This window comes from Burkholderia sp. BCC1644 (assembly GCF_902833225.1).
Taxonomy (GTDB): Bacteria; Pseudomonadota; Gammaproteobacteria; order Burkholderiales; family Burkholderiaceae; genus Burkholderia.
Genome location: NZ_CADFEI010000015.1, coordinates 69,227 through 90,241, shown reverse-complemented (window position 1 = coordinate 90,241; position 21,015 = coordinate 69,227). Strand labels below are relative to the sequence as shown.

Annotated in this window: 19 protein-coding genes; 7 read left to right on the top strand and 12 right to left on the bottom strand. The window is 65.2% G+C overall.

From position 1 onward, the window contains the following. Window positions 1–73 precede the first annotated feature (73 nt). Both HWX87_RS26870 and HWX87_RS26865 read left to right on the top strand, forming a co-directional pair. Window positions 74–766 (top strand): hypothetical protein, encoded by a 693-nt coding sequence (locus HWX87_RS26870; RefSeq protein ID WP_176050112.1) that lies wholly within the window; start codon window positions 74–76, stop codon window positions 764–766. Between the two features lie 117 nt (window positions 767–883). Next, window positions 884–1,765, top strand: a complete 882-nt coding sequence (locus HWX87_RS26865; protein ID WP_176050111.1) for an arylamine N-acetyltransferase — start codon at window positions 884–886, stop codon at window positions 1,763–1,765. Window positions 1,766–1,907: 142 nt separating this feature from the next. On the opposite strand, the gene HWX87_RS26860 is transcribed toward HWX87_RS26865, so the two are convergent. From HWX87_RS26860 to HWX87_RS26850, 3 genes are all read right to left on the bottom strand, one after another. Further along, window positions 1,908–2,357: a hypothetical protein gene (locus HWX87_RS26860; protein WP_176050110.1), complete on the bottom strand. Its 450-nt coding sequence runs from the start codon at window positions 2,355–2,357 to the stop codon at window positions 1,908–1,910. Window positions 2,358–2,498: 141 nt separating this feature from the next. Beyond that, window positions 2,499–4,265 (bottom strand): hypothetical protein, encoded by a 1,767-nt coding sequence (locus tag HWX87_RS26855; RefSeq protein ID WP_176050109.1) that lies wholly within the window; start codon window positions 4,263–4,265, stop codon window positions 2,499–2,501. Window positions 4,266–4,442: 177 nt separating this feature from the next. After that, on the bottom strand, window positions 4,443–5,873 hold the full coding sequence (locus HWX87_RS26850) for a hypothetical protein (protein WP_176050108.1): 1,431 nt from the start codon (window positions 5,871–5,873) through the stop codon (window positions 4,443–4,445). 256 nt (window positions 5,874–6,129) lie between these two features. Here HWX87_RS26850 and HWX87_RS38120 point away from each other — a divergent pair, with 256 nt between their 5' ends. The 4 genes from HWX87_RS38120 to HWX87_RS26830 are packed head-to-tail and all read left to right on the top strand — an operon-like array spanning window position 6,130 to window position 7,806. Beyond that, entirely contained in the window at window positions 6,130–6,378 is a 249-nt protein-coding gene (locus tag HWX87_RS38120; protein ID WP_244137766.1) for a hypothetical protein, read from the top strand. A gap of 31 nt (window positions 6,379–6,409) precedes the next feature. After that, complete coding sequence (locus tag HWX87_RS26840) at window positions 6,410–6,586, top strand: ribbon-helix-helix protein, CopG family (RefSeq protein WP_176050107.1); 177 nt, start codon at window positions 6,410–6,412, stop codon at window positions 6,584–6,586. Window position 6,587: 1 nt separating this feature from the next. Then, on the top strand, window positions 6,588–6,938 hold the full coding sequence (locus tag HWX87_RS26835; protein WP_176050106.1) for a VOC family protein: 351 nt from the start codon (window positions 6,588–6,590) through the stop codon (window positions 6,936–6,938). Between the two features lie 7 nt (window positions 6,939–6,945). Beyond that, window positions 6,946–7,806 (top strand): class I SAM-dependent methyltransferase, encoded by an 861-nt coding sequence (locus tag HWX87_RS26830; protein WP_176050105.1) that lies wholly within the window; start codon window positions 6,946–6,948, stop codon window positions 7,804–7,806. 86 nt (window positions 7,807–7,892) lie between these two features. Here HWX87_RS26830 and HWX87_RS26825 read toward each other — a convergent pair whose 3' ends face one another. The 4 genes from HWX87_RS26825 to HWX87_RS26810 form a co-directional block, all read right to left on the bottom strand. Then, complete coding sequence (locus tag HWX87_RS26825) at window positions 7,893–12,734, bottom strand: NAD-glutamate dehydrogenase (protein ID WP_176050104.1); 4,842 nt, start codon at window positions 12,732–12,734, stop codon at window positions 7,893–7,895. 195 nt (window positions 12,735–12,929) lie between these two features. Further along, complete coding sequence (locus HWX87_RS26820; RefSeq protein ID WP_069251875.1) at window positions 12,930–13,118, bottom strand: 4-oxalocrotonate tautomerase; 189 nt, start codon at window positions 13,116–13,118, stop codon at window positions 12,930–12,932. 59 nt (window positions 13,119–13,177) lie between these two features. Beyond that, window positions 13,178–13,954: a class II aldolase/adducin family protein gene (locus HWX87_RS26815; protein ID WP_176050103.1), complete on the bottom strand. Its 777-nt coding sequence runs from the start codon at window positions 13,952–13,954 to the stop codon at window positions 13,178–13,180. Next, entirely contained in the window at window positions 13,929–14,822 is an 894-nt protein-coding gene (locus HWX87_RS26810; protein ID WP_176050102.1) for an urea transporter, read from the bottom strand. The genes HWX87_RS26815 and HWX87_RS26810 overlap by 26 nt, the downstream gene beginning before the upstream one ends. A 257-nt stretch (window positions 14,823–15,079) precedes the next feature. Between HWX87_RS26810 and HWX87_RS26805 the strand changes: the two genes are divergently transcribed. Next, window positions 15,080–15,640, top strand: a complete 561-nt coding sequence (locus tag HWX87_RS26805; RefSeq protein ID WP_176050101.1) for a putative glycolipid-binding domain-containing protein — start codon at window positions 15,080–15,082, stop codon at window positions 15,638–15,640. On the opposite strand, the gene HWX87_RS26800 is transcribed toward HWX87_RS26805, so the two are convergent. The 5 genes from HWX87_RS26800 to HWX87_RS26780 all read right to left on the bottom strand — a co-directional run bounded on the left by HWX87_RS26800 (window position 15,595) and on the right by HWX87_RS26780 (window position 20,871). Next, window positions 15,595–16,506 (bottom strand): alpha/beta fold hydrolase, encoded by a 912-nt coding sequence (locus HWX87_RS26800; RefSeq protein WP_176050100.1) that lies wholly within the window; start codon window positions 16,504–16,506, stop codon window positions 15,595–15,597. The two genes, HWX87_RS26805 and HWX87_RS26800, sit on opposite strands and share 46 nt — an antisense overlap. 4 nt (window positions 16,507–16,510) lie before the next feature. Continuing rightward, window positions 16,511–17,416, bottom strand: a complete 906-nt coding sequence (locus HWX87_RS26795; protein WP_176050099.1) for a metal-dependent hydrolase — start codon at window positions 17,414–17,416, stop codon at window positions 16,511–16,513. Next, the gene (locus tag HWX87_RS26790; RefSeq protein ID WP_176050098.1) at window positions 17,413–18,348 is read right to left on the bottom strand and encodes an SDR family oxidoreductase; all 936 of its coding nucleotides are present in this window, start codon (window positions 18,346–18,348) and stop codon (window positions 17,413–17,415) included. The genes HWX87_RS26795 and HWX87_RS26790 overlap by 4 nt, the downstream gene beginning before the upstream one ends. A gap of 21 nt (window positions 18,349–18,369) precedes the next feature. Continuing rightward, window positions 18,370–19,953, bottom strand: a complete 1,584-nt coding sequence (locus tag HWX87_RS26785) for an NAD(P)/FAD-dependent oxidoreductase (protein ID WP_176050097.1) — start codon at window positions 19,951–19,953, stop codon at window positions 18,370–18,372. Window positions 19,954–20,199: 246 nt separating this feature from the next. After that, window positions 20,200–20,871, bottom strand: coding sequence for a lysoplasmalogenase (locus tag HWX87_RS26780; RefSeq protein WP_176050096.1), 672 nt, complete (start codon window positions 20,869–20,871; stop codon window positions 20,200–20,202). Window positions 20,872–21,015: the final 144 nt, after the last annotated feature.

Genomic DNA, 21,015 nt, shown 5'->3' with positions numbered 1-21,015 from the left:
TTTCAGTCGTTGCGGCACCGCGCGACGCGCTTCGACAATATCGGCCTCAATCATTCGGGCACGAGGAAAGCACATGAAGCACATTCGCGCGACGGGCCGTCACCTGGCCTCGGCAGGCATCGCGTTCGGCATCCTGATCAGTAGCGCCGCGCACGCGCAGCTCGACTTGCAGTCGCTCGGCGCATCGCTGCTCGGCGGCGGTCAGCAACAGCAGGCGGCCCCCGCGCAGGGCGGCGGGGTCGCGCAGTTGCTGCAGGCCTATGTCGGCGCGAACCAGCAGGTGCTGACCGGTCAGTCGTCGCTCGCATCGGCGATGGGGCTGACCGGTGCGGCCGGGCAGGCACAGCAGGCCGCGAGCCAGCTGTCCGGCGGCAATGCGCTGACGCCGGCCGCGCTGTCGCAGATGGGCGGCGCGCAGCAGTCGGTGTCGCAGGCGCTCGGCCAGGCGTTCGCGAGCGGCGGTGCAACGCACGGCCCGGTCGACAAGCAGGCATTCAGCAACGGCCTCGCGTCGCTCGGGCAGGGCCTCACGCAGTATTCGCAGTTGCAGTCGGGGCTCGGCAATCTTGGTTCGACGAGCGCGGCGTCGCTGCTGCAGTCGGGCCTGAATCCGCAGAACATGCAGGCCGCGTCGTATATCGCGCAAAGCGCGCCGGGCCAGTTGCAGTCGCTCGCGGCGACACTCAGCCAGGCCGTGCAGTTCGCGACGAGCCAGGGCATTTCGGTGCCGTCGGTCGCATCGTCCGCGCTGAAGCTGCTGCCGTAACGTCGTGCGGGTGCGCGATGCGGTGCCGGCATCGCGCGACGACGGATAATCGCCCCGCACAACATGGGGATTTCGCGCGATGCTATCGTGGCGTGTCCCTTTTATCGGTGCCGGTTCATGACTGACTCGTTCGACCTCTCGCGCTATTTCTCCCGCATCGGCTACGACGGCCCGGCCGAGCCGACGCTGGACGTGCTGCGCCGGCTGCATGTGCTGCATCCGCAGGCGATTCCGTTCGAAAACCTCAATCCGCTGACCGGCGCGCGCGTCGCGCTCGACCTGCCCGCGATCGTCGACAAGGTGATCGGGCACCGCCGCGGCGGCTACTGCTTCGAACTCAACAAGCTGTTCCATACCGCGCTCACGGCGATCGGTTTTCGCGTGACGCCGCTGATCGCGCGCGTGCGCTGGATGATGCCGCCCGAGATCGTCACCGCGCAGACGCACATGGTGCTGCGCATCGATCTCGACGGCGCGGTCTGGCTCGCGGACATCGGCTTCGGCAGCGCGACGCTGACCGCGCCGCTGCGCTTCGTGCCGGGCGAGCGGCAACCGACGCCGCACGGCGCGTTTCGCGTGGTCGACGCGCCGGTCGACGGCGAATTCGACATGCAGTTCGAGATCCCCGACGGCTGGCAGACGACCTACCGTTTCTCGCTGAAACCGGTCGAGTGGATCGATTACGACGCCGCGAACTGGTTCACGTCGACGTACCCCGAATCGATCTTCGTGAACGACCTGATCGCGTGCCGCGTGCTGCCGGAGGGCCGCGCTGCGCTGCGCAACACCACGCTGACGCTGCGCGACGCGGCGGGCGCGGGGCGCTCCGTCACGTTCGACAGCGCGACCGAGTGGGGCGCGTGCCTGCGCGATACGATCGGCATCGATACGACGGGGTTCGATCTCGACGCGCTGTTCGAGCACGTGGCGGCGCGCAACGCGGGGTCGGGCGTCCGCGGCCCGGTGACGAGCCGGCAGACTGCCGCGCGCCGAGGGTAACGGGGCGCTTGCGCGGCAATCGTCCTCACGACACGACGCCATCTCGCCGCTGTTCGACACCGCGGTCGCAAGCTGGGAGGCAACGGGCCGGGACAAGCATGTGTTTGCGCCCGATGCCGGTCGGTTGCCCCGTTTTGCCCACCTAGCGCTTGGCGTATTCAGGTTCTACCGATGTGATATGCGGATCAAACGAGACAGGCACGCCGCCGATCGATAGCTTGACGGAATATTGAACGCTTGTTCCTGTCCCATGAATAACTGCGGACCACCATTGGCCGTCATGCCCGGGTATCGCTTGAGGCTTGAATTCATTGAACGTGGCGTACACGTCCCCGGTAATTCCTGTAATGGAAATGCTCGGCTGTTGATTGATTGAATACACGCGCCAAATGAGGGTGTCCCCGTCTTCGCAGTACGTGAGCAATTCGTCGGTACCCTCGGTTTTGTAGTTTTCGGCGGACGGGTATGTGGTGTCGGAGTCGTCCGCCATATATACGAAGTCGCCCACGCCTTTCCCCGGAATATCTCCGTTGTTTGCGTTGACTGCGCCGGTCGTATTTACTGCAACAAGTATGTTGATGGTATTCGGCATGATGGTCTCTTTAAGTCGTGATTAAATCGTCTGTCGGATTGCCTCGAGTGCGGGATGGACAATTTACCTTTCCATCCACCGGGCGGAGTTCGGAATGCTTTGCAAAAATTCTCCCGGTTCGTGGTTGAAATGAACGAGCTTTCATGGGCGGGCCAGGTAATTCATGAAACGGCGGAATTTACTGTCGTTCAGGGATTTGGTGTCCCACTCCGGGGCGGTCACGGGTGAGTCAAGAAAGATGAAGCTGAAGCCGGACCCGGCAGCCTGGGCATTGCCATGGCAACCCATGCAGCCGCCCATGTTGAGACTGTTCCCGTTGTGCGAAACGTTGGTCAGGTTGTTTCCGCTTTTGGTGAAATCGGAAATGGTAAATTTTTTATTCCTGAAGTCGTCAAATTCTCCGCTGAATCGCTGAAGGTTGTAATCGGTCTCGATAACACTGTTGGCCTGGTAGTAGGTCGATCGCGGAAATTTGTCGACTCCGGGAATCTTTTCCCCGAGAGGGGTGTTTTGAACATTGATGAGTTTGTAGTACAGCCAGACGGGCGGCGATTTGAAGTTGTTGGCTGCTGCATATGACCGGATCTTGTCGTGAGCCTGCTTGTTGGCATTTATTATCTCGTCCGGTATGTCATTGATTCTCTTGTTGACGAGAATTATCCCGCCATCGAGCAGACCGGAACTGTGATCCTTGGTGTCTTTTATGTTTTGATAATAAAGCTGTTTGTTCGGTTGGGCAGGGTAACTCCCCGGGCGCATGAATGTTTGGGTTGTGCTTGCGGTGGCGTTGTTGGAGATTACATTCGGCGTCATCGGTGTTACGTTCTTCAGCACGCTCTTGTAATTTCCGTCCTCGTCTTCGATCGGATTCCCGCCGGCGTCCGTTATGTTGTCGGCTTGCTCGAAGGTCGTATAAATGAAATAGGGGGCGGATTTTGTTTTTCTGATGATGTGCAGTCCGACCAGCCCCATGACTTCATCGGTAGCTTTGATGTGCTTTCCGTCGTCTTCGCTTTCGTAGTGACGGGTAAGGGTCGTATAAAAGCGGCCGGATTTTATTTCGTCAGGAGTCAGCCTTCTCCATGCTGCCTTGATTTCAATGGAATCCAGCGGGAGGCTGATGCACCTGGCCTTGGAGGGGTTGCCGTCGCAATTGGTAGAGCCGGCTATCGGGTCGCGTTTGTATGCTTTGACGAAATCGGCGGTCGCCTGGAATATGGTCGGGGTGGAGCCTGGCGGATCGGACAATTTCGGGTCCGGAGCCAGCGGGTTCCACCATTTGTTTGCGGTAATGTACTTGTATTCGTTTCTGTTGGCCTTCGCCATAAAGAGAATTTGCGCGTTTTTATCCAGCGGTGTGCTCGACACGACGCCGGCATAAATCTTGTTCAGGCCGATCTGGCTGTTCTCGTCGAGATTGATCCAGGGCGCCGGTCCGGAGGAGGGGGCGACATTCCCTTGTCCGTAACTGTAATTCGGCCTGTCATCGTAGCCGTAATCGTTGGCGGCTCCTTTTGCGAAGGCCGTGGAATTGTCGGTTGGGAATATTTCAACTTTCCCGCGAAAAGTATGCCAGACGAGAGGATCCTTGTACTGAGGGTCGCCGAACGGCAAGCTCGTGTCGGGATAATCCCGCTTTTGATTATTGGTGTCTTTGGCAAGTGCGGGCCAATTCAGTGCGATGAACTGATTCCAGGCAAAATTGGCGGCCTGTTGCAAGGTTGCGTGCGGCGCGTCGGAATTGTTGAGGTCCTTCGGGAGTGAGGAACTGATCTCGATCGGATCGTCTGCGTTACCACTGGAGGTGCTGCTCGTTCCGGTGACCGGGTAAATCGTGAGCGACACGCTCCACGCAATCAGCATCGCGACGCGTAGCAAACGGACGCGGAATTTTCCAGATTGCAACATGTTATGTTCTCCTGATCGAAAATTCCTGGCTCCGGCAATGGTTTTTCCGAGGGCCGCAAGGCAATTTTCCATGGCGCGCGGACGCTATGACTGCTCGCGCACGACAGCCATGGGCCCTCGCGTCATTCCAGATGATTCCGAGTCACGCGAAATCTCCAGGCGTGCCGGTCCTGGAGACTATTCGTCGCCGGACCGGGAGACCGGATTGCCAAGGTACGCCTTGACATCGTCAGCGGACGCCTTGGGAAACATTTTCTCGATGAGCTGCTGATTGGCTTCAAAGAAATTTCTGAGGCCGCCTGCGAGCTGAAGCGAATAATCGAGAGATACCCGGTGCACGTTGTCGCTCGCGGGCTGCGTCCCCTGCGGCGGCGGTTCCGGCGGCATCCCCGGTCCGAATGGCGTCCCCGAAGGGATGTTGCGGAACCACCATGCGGTGACATATTGGGATGCCCCCTTGGGCGGGATCATGCTCGCACTCAACGGCCACTGGGAAGTCGAGTGACACGACATGCAAGCCGATTTCGGGTTGTCGACCGGACCGTTGAGGCGGTTCTGGTAACCGTAATGGGGCAGCTTGACGTCCGGATTGAGCCATGTCTGGAACAGCTTGCCGGACCCCGTGTATCCGGGGTCATTACCCCACATGACGCCGACGGGATAAACCTGTTCCCAATTCCTGAGCGGCTTCAGTTTCGGCCGTCCGTCGCCGACCGCGAGTTCCGAGCCCTTCGACAAACTCGTTTTCGGCGGCTTGCCGCCTCCGTAGACAAAGGTGCCGAATACCCAGCCGGTGGCCTTTGAACGGTTGTCCTTCACCCCGATGTCGATCTGCAGCAAGCGAACCGTCTTGACACAGCGCTCGCTGTCCAGCGTCGGGTTTTGGTCGTGCACGTCGCAATAAACATAGGCCTTCCATTCGGGCGCGCCTGCCAGATAGGGAACCTCGTTAGGCGTTGCCGTCGTAAACAGCAACTTCCCCGAAACGGTTCCTTCAGGAAAGGTTCCCGCATTCGTATCGGGCTTTCCATGATCCTTCCAGACTTTTCCGAACGTGACGCCGCCCGGTGCGTTGTAGAAGCCGACCGCGTAGTTATTCCAATACGACGTCTGTGTTTTCGCGAGTTCGAGAGGTTGCGATACACGTTCGCGCGTCAATCCATGGATGAATTCACGTCCTTCTTTGCCGTAATCTTGCCAAGGGGCGTGATACCACTTGCGCCTCTGATTGAGTGCCGGATCGAAATTGTTTTCACTTTCGGCAGGATTGCCCCGAATATTTCCTTCATAGAAATACGTGAGAGCCGAAAGGATGTAGCGTTTGGTATCGTTAATCGGATCGTATTTACGCCACGGCTGGTAATCTTCTGGCGCGGAATCGGGATAGTCCTGCGACAGCTTGAAAACGTGGCCGGGCCATCCCGGCAACGGATTCATCAGGGCATCGCAGAATGGTGTGTTCGGCGTGTCGCATTCCCCGCTGCCGACGCCTTTTGCATTCGCTGGCAGAGCGGTGCCGGTCGCCGAAATGAACGCGCCCGCATAAATTGCCGCTGCCGCCCACCGGGAAGCACGGCGACCCGAACTCGAGACATTGCTGACATTCATGGAAACTCCGGGGCTGTATTGTTTAATTTTTTAACGCAAAGCGTAATGGCTCTACGGAAATCGCAGCATCATGCGATCATGTCAACGAATACCGGAATAGTTTCAAAAAACGTGAAATTCTACTTTTATTGAATTCAGCTACTGCCATTCAGACTAGTTTGCGTGTGAGCGCTTTACAACTGTCATTTCTGGCAGAGGGGGCGTCGATTGCCGGGCGTGAAAAAGCGCGCTTATATAACGGGTTATGGCGACGTGAATGGGTGGGCTTGTTGTCGCGATCGTCGTGATCGCATCGGCCAACCCGGGCGACGTGAGGCCGAGCTTCGCAGTTTGCCGTTCGCCGGCTTCGTTGTCGGTCGGCACGAATTCGATCGCCCGGTTCAGCCGGCCCGCGCGTCCGCGCCAGCGCATCGGGCGCGCTTCGGCGGCGAGTACCTCGACCGTGGACGTGATGGCGATCGGCAGCGCCTGTATCGGCTATCCGTCCGGCTGCATCCGTGATTGACTTTTGCTAGATTGCTAGCATACTAGCCCACATGACCGACGAAGAAGTGAAGCAATTCAACGTGTACCTGCCGCTCGGCCTGATCCGGCAGGTCAAGCATCGCGCCATCGAAACGGAGCAATCGCTGTCCGCGCTGGTGGCCGATGCGTTGCGCGCGTACCTGGCCGCGCCGCCGCCGGGCGCGGAGCCGTCCACCAAGGAGGAGTGACATGTCATCCGAGCGAATCGAAGCCGTGTACCTGACGACGCACAACTGGGGCAAGTCGGCGAAGTTCTTCCAGGCGCTGGGCTTCAAGCTGGAATTCGAAACCGATCACAACTCGGGCCAGCTGCGCAGCGGCGACGGCCCGTTCCTGTTCATCGCCGAAGTGCCGCCGGGCGAGACGCCGGACATGCAGGTCGTGCTCAAGGTGCCCGACGAGCAGGCGGTGCGGCCGCAGCCGATCGTCGATGTCGTCACGCCGTTCGAGGACACGCACTGGGGCACGCGCGACATGACCGTGCGCGACCCCGACGGCCGTGTATGGCGCCTGCAGGCGCCGGGCAAGCAAGGCGCGTGAGGCCGGCATGACCGATATCCGCGAAGACGCCCCCGACAGCACGGCCGCCCGCGTCGCGCTGTGGCGCGCGCTGCACGTCGAACTCGACGCGCCGCCGCACGTGCTCGCCGACGAGGTCGGCCTTCAACTGCTCGCGCCGGAGCCGGGCTGGCAGCAGCGCGGCGACATGGATCCGCTGTTCACGCGGCCGTTTCGTGCGTCGATCGTCGCGCGGGCACGCTTCATCGAGGATCTCGTGGCCGAGCAGGCCGCGCATGGCGTGAGCCAGTACGTGATCCTCGGCGCGGGTCTCGACAGCTTCGTGCAGCGCCGTCCCGACATGGCGTCGCGTGTGACCGTGTTCGAAGTCGATCCGCCGGCGCCGCAGGCCTGGAAGCAACGCCGTCTGGTCGAGCTCGGTTTCGGCGTGCCCGACTGGCTGCGTTTCGTGCCGGTCGATTTCGAGGCGAAGCAGTCGTGGCGCGATGCGCTCGTCGGCGCGGGCTTCGATGCCGGCAAGCCAGCCGTCGTGGTGTCCACTGGCGTCAGCATGTACCTGACGCGCGTAGCGAACGCGGCCGCGCTGCGTGAAGTCGCATCGCTCGCGCCGGGCTCGACGCTCGCGATGACGTTCCTTCTGCCGCTGGAGAACGCGGATCCGGACGTGCGTCCGGGGCTCGAAATGGCCGCGAAGGGCGCACGCGCGAGCGGCACGCCGTTCATCAGCTTCTTCATGCCGGCGCAGATTCAGGCGCTTGCGCACGAGGCCGGCTTCGCGAAAACCGAGCACGTTTCGGCTGCCGAACTGACGCGCCGTTATTTCGCGGATCGTGCGGACGGCCTCAGGCCGCCGAACAACGCTGAGGAACTGCTGGTAGCGACGATCTAGCGTCGCGCGCACGCAAGCGGGCGCGCGTGCCGGTTCCGGTCACGCCGGATCGGCGACGCTCATCCACCGGGCGCCCGCCAGCCCGGTCACGCGCGTTCGAGCACGGCCATTTCCCGCACGACCACGAGCAGCACCGCCAGGCTCGCGCCACCCGACGCGCGCAGATCCGCAAGCAGGTGTTCGTAGCGCGCGAGCGCGGCGTCGCGGCGCTCGCGCCACGCGCCGACGATCGTCTCCGCCGTCGTCGAATCCGGCGATTCCGCGAGCGCACTCGTCGTCAGCGTACGCTTCAGGCGCGCGACTTCCGCGAGTGCGGCCGCGCGCGCGAGCATGTCCCAGTGCGTCGGCGTCGGCAGTGTCGCCGCACGTTCGCTGATCCACCCGTAATTGAGCAGCGTGCCGAGCGAGAAATAGACGCCCGCGACGAGTTCGAGGCTGCGGTTGCAGGTCGCGGCCACTTCGGCGATGTCGAGCAGCGCCGCGGAAATATCGCCGCTCGCGACACGCACCGCGAGCGCGCCGTCGACGCCGGCTTCGACGAGCACGCGCTGCCGTTCGGACAGCGCATCGAGATCGTCGGCCGGCAGCAGCGACGGTAGTTGCGGTGCGAGCCGTTCTGCTGCGTCCCGGCAGCGTGCGATCAGCTCGGCGACGCCGCCGTCGGCCACCGCGCCGGATTGCAGATGGCGCAGGAACCACAGCGCCGCGCGCTCCAGCAGCCGCGCGACGTCGACGAACATGCGCGCCTGCACGTCGTCGGCCACGCGGTTGTCGAGCGCGTCGATGTCGCGCCACACCGCATCGAGGTCGAACACGTCGCGCGCCATGATGCACGCGCGTACGATGTCGCCCGGCTTCGCATCCGTTTCCTCCATCAGCCGGTGCACGAACGCGCAGCCGACGCGGTTGACGAGCGCGTTGGTCAGGTGTGTCGCGAGAATCTCGCGGCGCAGCGGATGGCGGCCCATCGGTTCGCTGAAACGCTGCTGCAGCGGCTTCGGGAAGTAGTCGACGAGCATCGCCGCCACCAGCGGATCCTCGGGCACGTCGGATTCGAGCAGCGCGTCGTAGAGCCACATCTTGCTGTACGCGAGCAGCACCGCACGCTCCGGCGACGTGAGGCCGGCCTTCGCGGCTTGCCGCTCGGCGACTTCGTCATCGGTCGGCAGGAATTCGATCACGCGGTTCAGGCGGCCCGCGCGTTCGAGCCAGCGCATCAGGCGCGCTTCGGCGTCGAGCAGCTCGACCGCATAACGGCCGGCGATCGACAGCGCCTGCGTCTGGTAGTAGTTGTCGCGCAGCACGAGCAACCCGACTTCGTCGGTCATTTCCGCGAGCAGTGCGTTGCGCTGCTTCTCGGTCATTTCGCCGTCGGATACGACGAGTCCGAGCAGGATCTTGATGTTGACTTCGTGATCCGAACAATCGACGCCGGCCGAGTTGTCGATCGCATCGGTGTTCATGCGGCCGCCGCGCTGCGCGAACTCGATGCGGCCGAACTGCGTGCAGCCGAGGTTGCCGCCTTCGCCGACCACCTTGCAGCGCAGGTCCGCGCCGTTCACGCGCACCGCGTCGTTCGCGCGGTCGCCGACCTGCAGGTGGGTTTCGCGCGCGGCCTTCACGTAGGTGCCGATGCCGCCGTTGTACAGCAGGTCGACCGGCGCCTGCAGGATCGCGCGGATCAGCTCGGTCGGCGGCAGCGCGTGCGCGTCGATGCCGAGCGCGGCCTGCACGGCGGGCGACAGCGGGATCGTCTTCGCGGTGCGCGGATACACGCCGCCGCCCGACGAAATCGCGGCCGGATCGTAGTCGGCCCAGCTCGAGCGTTCGAGCGCGAACATGCGCTCGCGCTCCGCGAAGCTCGTCGCGGGATCGGGGTTCGGGTCGAGGAACACGTGCCGGTGATCGAACGCGGCGACGAGCCGGATATGCGGCGACAGCAGCATCCCGTTGCCGAACACGTCGCCCGACATGTCGCCGACGCCGACCACGGTGAAGTCGGTCGTCTGCGTATCGATGCCCATCTCGCGGAAGTGCCGCTTCACCGATTCCCACGCGCCGCGCGCGGTGATCGCCATCTTCTTGTGGTCGTAGCCGACCGAGCCGCCGGATGCGAACGCGTCGTCGAGCCAGAAGCCGTATTCGTGCGAGATCGCGTTCGCGTAGTCGGAGAAGGTGGCCGTGCCCTTGTCGGCGGCGACGACCAGGTACGGATCGTCGGCGTCATGGCGCACGATGTCGGGCGGCGGCACGATCGCGTTGCTGACGAGGTTGTCGGTCAGGTCGAGCAGCCCGCGCAGGAAGGTCTGGTAACACGCGACGCCTTCGCGCATCCACGCTTCGCGATCGCTCGGCGGCGGCGGATTCTTCACGACGAAGCCGCCTTTCGAGCCGACCGGCACGATCACGACGTTCTTCACCATCTGCGCCTTCATCAGCCCGAGCACTTCGGTGCGGAAATCCTCGCGGCGATCCGACCAGCGCAGGCCGCCGCGCGCGACGCGCCCGCCGCGCAGGTGCACGCCCTCGACTCGCGGCGAATACACCCAGATCTCGAACATCGGCTTCGGTTCGGGCAGGCCGGGCACCTTGGCCGGATTGAACTTGAACGACAGGTACGGTTTCGATTCGCCGTTCGCGTCGACGAGGAAGTAGTTCGTGCGCTCGGTCGCGTTGATCACGCCGAGGAACTGGCGCAGGATGCGGTCCTCGTCGAGGTTCGGCACCTGGTCGAGCGCCCCTTCGATCGCCTTCAGCAGGCGTTCGGCCTGCACGTCGCGCGTGTCGCCGGTGGCCGGATCGAAGCGCAGCAGGAACAGCTCGACGAGCTGTCGGGCGATCGCCGGATTGCCGGTCAGCGCGCGTTCGATATACGCGTCGCTGAACGTCGAGCCGACCTGCCGCAGGTATTTCGCATACGCGCGCAGGATCGTCACTTCGCGCGCGCTCAGGTGCGCGCGCAGCACGAGGCGGTTGAAGTCGTCGTTCTCGATCCGGCCGCTCCAGATCCGGTCGAACGCATCCTCGAACAGGCCTTTCACGCGCTCGATGTCGAACTCGGTATCGTCCGCGAGCTCGAGGCCGAAGTCGTGGACCCACGCGTGCGTGGCGTCCTGCGTCTGGATCCGGTACGGCCGCTCCTCGTCGACACGCACGCCGAGATGCTCGAGCATCGGCAGGCTGCGCGACAGCGCGATCGGGTCGCCCGCGCGATAGACCTTGAAACGGAACGCGCGCGGCTCGGCCTCGATCGGCCGGTACAGGTTCATCGCGATCTGGCCCGTGTCCTTCACGCGCTCGATCAGCTCGATGTCGCGCACGGCCGTGCGCGCCGGGTAGTCGTCGCGATAGCCGGCCGGGAACGATTCGGCATAGCGCTGCAGCAGGCGGTTGCCTTGCTCTTCGCCGAATGCGTCGAGCAGCGCGTCGGCGAGATCGTCCTGCCAGCGGCGCGCCACTTGCACCAGCCGCGTTTCGAGCTCGCGCGTGTCGACGTCGGGCATCGTGCCCGGTTCCGCGTGGACGACGAAATGAATGCGCGCGATCGCGGATTCCGACAGCAGCGGCGTGAACTCGACGTTCACGCCGTTGTACGCGTCGATGAGCAGCTTCGCGATGCGGCGGCGCAGGTCGGTGTTGTACTTGTCGCGCGGCACGAACACGAGGCACGACACGAAGCGGTCGAACCGGTCGCGCCGCACAAACAGCCGCGTGCGCTGGTGTTCCTGCAGCCGCAGGATGCCGAGCGCGATGTCGTAGAGCTGGTCTTCGTCGGCCTGGAACAGTTCGTCGCGCGGATAGGTTTCGAGCACGGTCACGAGCGACTTGCCGAGGTGCCCCTTGGGCAGGAAGCCCGCGCGCCGCACGATGTTCGCGCACTTGCGGCGCACGATCGGGATCTCGGCGCTCGACACCATGTAGGCGGTGGACGTGTAGAGCCCGATGAAGCGGCGTTCGCCGGTTACTTTCCCGTCGGCGCCGACGAGTTTTACGCCGACGTAATCGAGGTAGCCGGGCCGGTGCACGGTCGCGCGCGAGTTCGCCTTGGTCAGGAAGATCGGCCACGCGCCGGTGATGATGTCGGCGGCGGCCTGCGGCAGCGGCGTCACGTCGGGCGCGCCCGACGTGCGCAGCGATTCGCGCAGGATGCCGTAGCCCGAGCCTTCGATGCCGCGCAGGCCGAAGCCCGTGCCGTCCGAGACCAGCGCGTAGTCGCGCTGGCCGAGGAACGTGAAGTGATCGGCGGCCATCCATTCGAGGAACGCGCGCGCCTCGATGTCTTCCGCGGTCGATTCGCGCGCCTTCATTTCCTTGATCGTCGCGCGCGCGATGTCGACGATCTTCGGCCAGTCCTCGACCGACGCGCGTACGTCGCCGAGCACGTGCGCGATGTCCTCGCGCAGCGTGTCGAGCAGCGCGGCGTCGCCGCAGCGGTCGACTTCGAAATGGATGAACGACGCGAGTTGCGACTGGCCGTCGCCGGGTGTCGCGCCGCCCGCATCGACGCGCTCGATGCCGCCGCCTGCGCCGCGCCAGATGCGGAACACCGGGTGCAGCGCCGAATGCAGCGCGAGGCCGAGACGGTTGACGGCCATCGTCACCGAGTCGACGAGGAACGGCATGTCGTCGTTGACGATCTCGATCACCGTGTGATCGGAATGCCAGCCGTGCTGTTCGAGGATCGGGTTGTACACGCGCAGCCGTTCGCTGCCGGGGACGAATTTCTGGGCGGTCTGCCAGTGCGCCATCGCGGCGCCGTACAGGTCGGCGATGCTGCGGTTCTGCAGATCGTCGGCGTCGACGAAATCGTAGTAGTGACGCAGGAAGGGTTCGACGATCCGGAAGGTGGCTTCGGGCAGGCGCCCGCGCGCGAATTCGACGACATCGGAGAGCAGGTGTGCGACGACTTCCTCGTTCTTTGCTTCCATGGCGGTCTCCTCGTCGGGTGGCCATCGGCTGCTGCGTCTGAGGCGCATTATATGCACCGATTGCGTGACAAAGCGATGTGCGCGCGCACAACGGGAGGCGGAGGAGGCGGCCGCCTGCAGCGCCGTCGTGCGGGCGCTGCAGCGGATGAATCAGGGCGATGCGGGCGGGCGTTCAGGCCTCGCCGATCGTGACGTTCAGCGCTCGTCGCTCCACAGCTTCCCGGCCGTCGCCCAGTTCTCCTTCTTCACGTCGGTGAGGATGATGTCGACCGAGCCCGGCTCGCAGCCGAGCGTTTCGCACGTGACGCGCGTGATTGCTTCGACGAATTCGCGTTTCTGGTCGACGGTGCGGCCTTCGAACAGCTGGATATTGAAAGTCGGCATGACAAGTGCTCCGGTTGAGTGTGTCGGGTTCGGCCGCGATCGCGGCCAGGGATGCGAAGTCAGTCGCGATACGACGGATCGATGCGGTCGAGCCGGCGCAGCAGCGCCGGCCATTCCAGTTCGCCCTCGATCGCGCCGCCGTCGCGCAGTTGTTCGGCGGTGCGGTCGGCCACGGCCGGGTCGGGCATCACGAGCGGCCCGCCGCCTGCCTGCGCGCGCACCTGGATGTCGCAGGCCTTGATCAGCGTATCCATCAGCACATAGGCTTCGGCGACGGTGCGGCCGACCGTCAGCGTGCCGTGGTTGCGCAGCAGCATCGCGGATTTCGCGCCGAGGCTCGTGGTGAGCCGCGTGCCTTCGGCCGGCGAGAACGCGAGCGCCTCGTAGTCGTGGTACGCGAGGTCGCCGTGAAAGCGCAATGCGTGCTGCGACGCGGGCAGCAGCCCGTCGCGCTGGATCGACACGGCAATGCCGGGCGTATTGTGCAGATGCATCACGCAGACGGCATCGGCGCGCGCGTCATGCACGGCCGCATGCAGCGCGAAGCCCGTCACGTTGACCGCGTGCTCGCTGTCGCCGATCCGGTTGCCGGCCAGGTCGATCTTCACGAGGTTCGACGCGCGGACCTCGTCGAACGTCAGGCCGAACGGGTTGATCAGGAAGTGGCCGGGTTCGCCGGGCACGGTTGCGGAAAGGTGCGTGTAGATCAGGTCGTCCCAGCCGTTCAGCGCGACGAGCCGGTAGGCTGCGGCGAGATCGACGCGCATCTGGCGTTCGGCGTCCGAGATCGGGCCGCCGGGTTTCACGGCTTCAGGACGGTGTGCGAATGACGACATCGGGTTCTCCGAGGGTGAAGCGGCGCGCGACGTATACGGTCACCCATGATGCGAGTGCGAACGGGGCAGTGAACACGGGGATGTCCGCGCGCATCGCGAGCCACTGGATCAGCGCGGCGAGGGCGGCGGCGGCAAGCGCCGCGCGCGGGCCGCGCGGCATCACCGCGAGCGCGGCGAGCGCGCCGTTGAAGCCGAGGAGGCCATCGGCGAACAATGCGCCGTTTGCGCCGAGCGCGACCAGCAGCACGGTCGACACGATCGCACCGCCGAGCGCGAACGCGGCCGCGCGGCGCGACGCAATTGCAAGCCCCGCGACGATCAGTACGCCAGCCCATGCGCCTTGCGCGAAGGTGGTCTGCGCGACGCCTGAAAGAAGGGCATCTGCGGCGGAAGCAAGCGTCAGCACCGGGCTAACCGTCGCACCACTCGCATGCTGCAGTGCGACAAACGGCAGCCACAGTGCGGTGACGGCGAGACACGGGCTCGAATACGGGCACTGGCGCCAGCGGGCGAGCGGCCCGCGCATCGCCCGCTGCACGAGGGCCGCGCCGATCGAGACCAGCGGCACCAGCGCGACGGCGGCGAGTTGATGGGGCGCGAACAGCACGGCGATCAGCGCGGCAAGCGCGCCGTTGAAGCCGTGCAGCCCCTGTTCGACGTCGCGGCGCTCGGCGCCCGTCAGCACGGCGGTCATGCTGGCGGCGGCCGAGCCGACCAGCGCCGCGCTCGCGAGCCGCAGGTCGGTCAGCGCCAGCGCGGCGAGCAGCAGCGCGCCGGTGAGCGCGTTCGCTTGCAGTACGATCTGTCCGATGCCGCGCAGCAGAATGCGCAGGTCGATCGACGGCGAGGCGGAGCGGGCGGTAGGCATGATGGCGGCGGAACAGGACGAGCCGCGAGCATAGGACACAATCCGATGCACCGGAATAGGGAATTCTGGATAGTCAGGATTTGTCGGCGGTGCCCCGAAATGGGGAATGCGGACGGTCTGCCAGGTTCGACGGGCGGTGCGCCGGCGTTTTTTCGATGCGAACGCTCGGTGGTTGACGAATTTCGGCGTCCGCCGGCGCTTTCGTCGGTGGATGAGCGCGACAGTGCCCCGCATTGGGGAAACCGGGAGGCGAAACGATGCGTGAAGTGCGATGGGCGTCGCTCGAAGGCGACGGGGTCGAACATCTGACGTTCGACCGGAGCGGTGGCGCGATCGTCGTCGAAAGCGCGGTGGTCGGCCAGCGGTACGGCCGTGCGTACGGGCTTGCGTATCGCGTCGAGTGCGATCCGCACTGGCGCGTGACCTATGCGGTGCTCAAGGTGATGGGCGGCGGCACGCTCGAGCTGCGCGGCGACGGCGAAGGCCACTGGCGCGACGGCGTGGGCCGCGCGCTGCCGGAGCTCGACGGCTGCATCGACATCGACATCGCGGCGACGCCGTTCACGAATTCGCTGCCGATCGGCCGCCTCGGGCTCGCGCGTGGCGAGCGACGGCCGATCGACGTCGTGTACATCTCGACGCCGGACCTGAAGGTCACGCCGGTCAAGCAGGCTTATGCGTGCATCGAGCCGGGCCGGCGCTATCGCTACGAGGGGATCTTCCGGAATTTCACGGCCGAGATGGACATCGACGACGACGGGCTCGTGATCGACTACGAGACGCTGTTCAGACGCCTGCCCGCGCCAACGGGCCGCTGAACGGCCGCGTTCGCGACCGCCGGCCGCTCCTGCGCGGACGCGAAGCGATCGATCCGCGACGCGATCATGTCCGGGTGGCGCAGCACGACCCAGTGGCTGCCATCGATCTCCTCGCGCACGTGGTCGCCGAGCCAGCGGTCGAGGTCGACCGACATCTCGGGTGTGACATAACGGTCGAGCACCGGCACGAGGATCTGCACCGGCGCCTGCGCATACCGTTCGCGCGGCTTGCGCGCCCGTGCGAGGAAGTTCGCGCGGTAAAGCTGCAGCCCGTTCAGCGCGTTCTTCAATTGCACGGGGTCGCGCTCGGCGCGCACGCGTTCGGTGATCTGCAGCCAGCGCGGCCACAGCGCCGCACCGCCGAGCCGCCACACCAGCGACGGCACGACCGGCAGATGGAAGAACGCGATGTACCACGACTTCAGGCTCTGCTTGAGTCGCATCTTCGCGCGGAACACGTGATCGAGGCACGGGCCGGAGATCGACGTGTACGACGCGATCCGGCCGCGGAACGCGGGATCGGTCACGGCTTCCCAGCACTGGATCGAGCCCCAGTCGTGGCCGACGAGATGGAACGGCCGGCCGCCGCAGGTCGCGTCGGCCACCGCCTTCAGGTCGGCGGCGAGCCGCTCGAGGGTGTAGTCGGCGCGGCGGCGCGGCGCATCGGACGCACCGGCGCCGCGCACGTCGTATGTGATCACGCGGTAGCGTTTCGCGAGCCGCGCGCGGATCGGCGCCCACACGGCCGCCGAGTCGGGGTAGCCGTGCACGAGGATCAGCGGCGGCGCGCGACGCGACCCGCTTACGTAGACGGCGAGTTTCACGTCGCCGGACTGGACGGTCAGCATCTCGTGGGCGCGCGCCATGGCGTCATGCCTGCGGGACCGGGTGCAGCGGCACGCGGCGCGGGGCGGCTTGCGCCGCGTAGCGCGCGTTGGTCGCGTCGATGTTCTCGAGCAGCGTGTCGAGCCCCTGCAGGTACTGGTGGTTGTCGTGGTCCCACGGGTGGAAGCCCGGGCGGAAGTAGTCGAGCCATTCGCGCGCGATGCTCGGGAACACGCCGTGCTTCGGGCCGTACAGATACTTCACGAGGCGCCACATGCCGCCGAACTTGCCGTGTTCGCGACGATGCGCGCGCATCAGGCGCACGTGGAAGTCGAACACGATCGTCCAGAAGAATACGGTGGTCGTCAGCATCGTGCCCGTGCGCAGCAGGTAGCTGCCGAGGCCCGGCTTCATCACGGTGGTCCACACGTCGTAGGACACCGCCTTGTGCTCGGTTTCCTCCATCGCGTGCCACATCCACATCTGCTGGTAGCCTTCGACCGAGCCGTCGATCCGGTGCTCGTGGCCCGACAGCAACTGGTTCGCGAGAATCGCCGTGTAGTGCTCGAGCGCGATCGTGATCGCGAGCTGCATCGAATGCGGGAGGGCCTTCTTGAACCAGCCGAGGATCGTCCACAGACGCTTGTCGAGCTTGTGTGCGGGCAGCCCCGACGACTGCAGCAGGTCGTTGTATTCGATGTGCTCGCGCGTGTGCATCGCTTCCTGGCCGATGAAGCCGAGCACCTGTTTCTTCAGCTCGGGATCCTCGATCCGGTCGCGGTAGTTGCGCACCGAATCCATGAAGAAGCGCTCGCCGGCCGGGAACAGCAGCGACAGCGCATTCATGAAGTGCGTGACCGGCACGCCCTGCACGTGCCAGTCGCGCGCGCGTTCGGGGGGCAGCGCGAAACGGATGTCGCGCCGCACGGGCATCATGTTCGGGGTCGTCATGATTGTTCTCCTCCCTGATTGCCTGCATTGTTGTAGGTGGCGTGCAGCGGTGCGGGCGCCGGCGTGCCGCGCGCGGCGTCGCGGCGCGCGCGAGCGGCCTCGCGGCGCGTCGCGAGCACGACGAGCGCCTGGTACGCGGACGGCAGCATGCGCGCCATCCAGTCGCCGGCCTTCGCGTCGCGGCCGATCAGCACGCGGCGCTTGTTCTTGCGCACGCCCGAGAGGATCGTGCGCGCGGCATCGTCGGCGGTCGTGATGAAGAACTTCTCGAACGTGTCGCGGCCTTGCTGCTCGCTCGCGACCATGAAGCCGACCATGTTCTTCGACACGCGGCTCGCCTGCGCGATGTTCGTGCGGATGCCGCCCGGATGCACGCAGGTCGCCGATACGCCGCACTTCATCATGTCGAGTTCCTGGCGCAGCGATTCGGTGAAGCCGCGCACCGCGAACTTGGTCGCGTTGTAGCCGCTCATGCCCGGTTGCGCGAAGATCCCGAACAGGCTCGACGTGTTGATCACGTGGCCGTCGCCCGATGCCTTCAGGTGCGGCAGGAATGCCTTCGTGCCGTGCACGACGCCCCAGAAGTTGATGTTCACGATCCACTCGAGATCGCTGTATTCCATTCCTTCGATCGTGCTCGACAGCGCGACGCCCGCGTTGTTGAAGATCAGGTTGACCTTGCCGTGTTCCTTCGCGGTGTCGTCGGCCCACGCGAACATCGCGTCGCGGTCGCCGACGTCGAGCACGCGCGTCGACACGCGCACGTTCGGCGCGATCGTGCGGACGATCCGTTCGGTTTCGGCGAGGCCGACGCTGTTCTTGTCGGCGAGGGAGACGTGGCAGCCGGCCTGTGCGAGCTGGATCGCGAGCGAGCGGCCCATGCCCGAGCCGGCACCCGTGATGGCGGCGACCTTGTTGGCGAAATCTCTCATGTCGGTGGCTCCTTGTCTGGCTCAGGCCGCTTCGGCGGACGTGGATGCGGAAGCGGCGGGCGCGGCGACGGGCCGCGCGGTCGTGTCGTGCTGCGGCGCGCGATACGCGTGGTAGTCGGCGATCGAGAAGTGCGCGGTCGCCTGGCGGAAGCGCCAGGTGAAGCCCGGCCACAGCGTCGTGTTCTTGCCGGTGCGCGGATCGAGGTACCAGCTCTTGCAGCCGCCCGTCGACCAGATCGCCTTTTTCAGCTTGCCCTGCAGATCGCTGTTGAACTGCGCCTCGACGAGCGGGCGTACCTCGATCGCATCCGCCCGTTCGCGGTGCATCGCCTGCAGCGCGCCGAGGATGTATTCGATCTGCGACTCGATCATGAACACCATCGAGTTGTGGCCGAGGCCCGTGTTCGGGCCGACGATCATGAAGAAGTTCGGGTAGCCGGGCAGCGTCGAGCCGAGATACGCGTGCGCGCCGTCGCGCCACGCGTCGACGATGTCGAGGCCGCCGCGGCCGATGATCGCACCGCGCGGATACGGGTCGGCCACCTGGAAGCCGGTGCCGTAGATCAGGCAGTCGACTTCGTGACGTTTGCCGTCGGTCGTCACGACCGCATCGGCTTCGATATGGTCGATGCCGGTCGTGATCACATCGACGTTCTTGCGCGACAGCGCCGGGTAGTAGTCGTTCGAGATCAGCACGCGCTTGCAGCCGAGCGTGTAGTTCGGCGTGACCGTCTTGCGCAGCTCCGGATCGGGAATCTGCTTGCGGATGTGGCGCAGTGCGAGCTTCTGCACGTTCTTCATCAGCGACGGATGGATCGCGAAGCCGAGCACGCGCGATTCGAGCATCCAGTAGATGCTGCTGCGCACGGCTTTCTGCGTGAACGGCAGCGTGCGGAACAGCCACTTCTCGAGCCCGGTCAGGTTGCGGTCGGGCTTCGGCATGATCCACGGCGGCGTGCGCTGGAACAGCGCGAGTTCCTTCACGCGCGGCGCGATCTGCGGCACGAACTGGATCGCGCTCGCGCCGGTGCCGATCACCGCGACGCGCTTGCCTTCGAGCGCGTAGTCGTGATCCCACTGTTGCGAGTGGAACGCGCGGCCCTTGAAGTTCTCGACGCCGGGAATCGACGGCAGCGCGGCGCGCGACAGGCCGCCCATCCCCGACACCAGCACGCGCGCGGACAGCCGCTTGCCGTTCGCGAACGTGAGGCGCCAGCGCTGCGCGGCCTCGTCGTACTCGGCGCGCTGCAGCTCGTGGTTCAGGCGCAGGTGCGGACCGACGCCGAAGCGTTGCACGCAGTCTTCCAGATAGGCGCGAATTTCCGGCTGCGGCGCGAACATGCGCGTCCAGCGCGGGTTCGGCGCGAACGAGAACGAATAGACGTGCGATTGCACGTCGCATGCACACCCGGGGTAATGATTGTCGCGCCACGTGCCGCCGACCGACGCGGCCTTCTCGAGGACGACGAAGTCGGTCACGCCTGTTTGCCGCAGGCGGATCGCCATCCCGAGACCGGCGAAGCCGGTGCCGATGATGGCGATGTCGATGGTTTCGTCCTGGCCGTCGTGGCCGGGCGGACCGAAAGGCAACGTGCGAGCATTCATCCGGGTGTCTCCGATTTGGCTCATTTTCGAATGTTACATTGTTTGATGTAACGATAGTGGGTGAGCCCGGAAACCGCAAGAGGCTAGAAGCGGCGCTCTAAGGGCCGGAAGCCAGACGGGAAAAGGCTGAGCGGGGTTTGGAACGGTCCAATTTCCGCGATGCGGGATGGACGGAAAGGGCCGTCGGCAGGACGAGACAGGCGATGGACGAGACCGCCGGCGCGCGGCGGCCTGTTTGAAACGGTATCAGGGACGGATCGATCGATCGGCCGTCTCATGGAAAACCCCGGCCACGATCGTGACCTGCGCGAGCGCGTAGAGGCCCCAGATCAGGTAGTCGATGCCCGGAAAACCGCCGAGGAACCGGCCGACGCCGATCAGCGTGTCGGAGCCGACGAAGATCAGGCTGCCGATGGCGACCAGCGCGCCGTGCGTGCGGGCGGCGAGCGCGAAGCTCGCCATCACGCACAGCACCAGCATGTAGACGGCGACCGGCGCCAGCAACTCGCCGAGGTGCGGGAAGAACGCCACGTAGAACGACGGTGCGGCGATCCACAGCCCGACCAGCGCGACGACGCGCCAGCCATGCGGCCGTGCGCGCCAGCGGAAGAAGATCGCGCAATAGCACACATGCGTGAGCAGGAACGCGCCGAGGCCGAGGACGAACGACAGCGGCCAGTCGGGCAGCGCGAGCAGCACGTCGCCGAGCACGGCGGTGACGAGCGCCGCGCACAGCCACGCGCGCTCGCGCGCCGCGCCGCAGGTGCTGCCCGCCGCGAGCAGCAGGATGCCCATCGCGGCTTTCGCGACGGCCTGGCCCGGATAGGGCGCGGCGGCGAGCGACAGCCCGTACAGCAGCGCGGCGGCGACGGCGAGCGGCCAGAGCCGGCGGTAGGTGGCGGGAAGCGTGGCGATCAAGGCGAGTGTCTCCGGTTTGTTGTTGTCTGCGGTGGACGGCGCGCCGTCGAGGGCGCGGCTGCCGGCCATTATCCGGAAGAACGGGCGTGCAAAAACCGGTGAATCCTTCTAGGACGCGGTCGGGAAGGCACGTGCAGGCGCGTG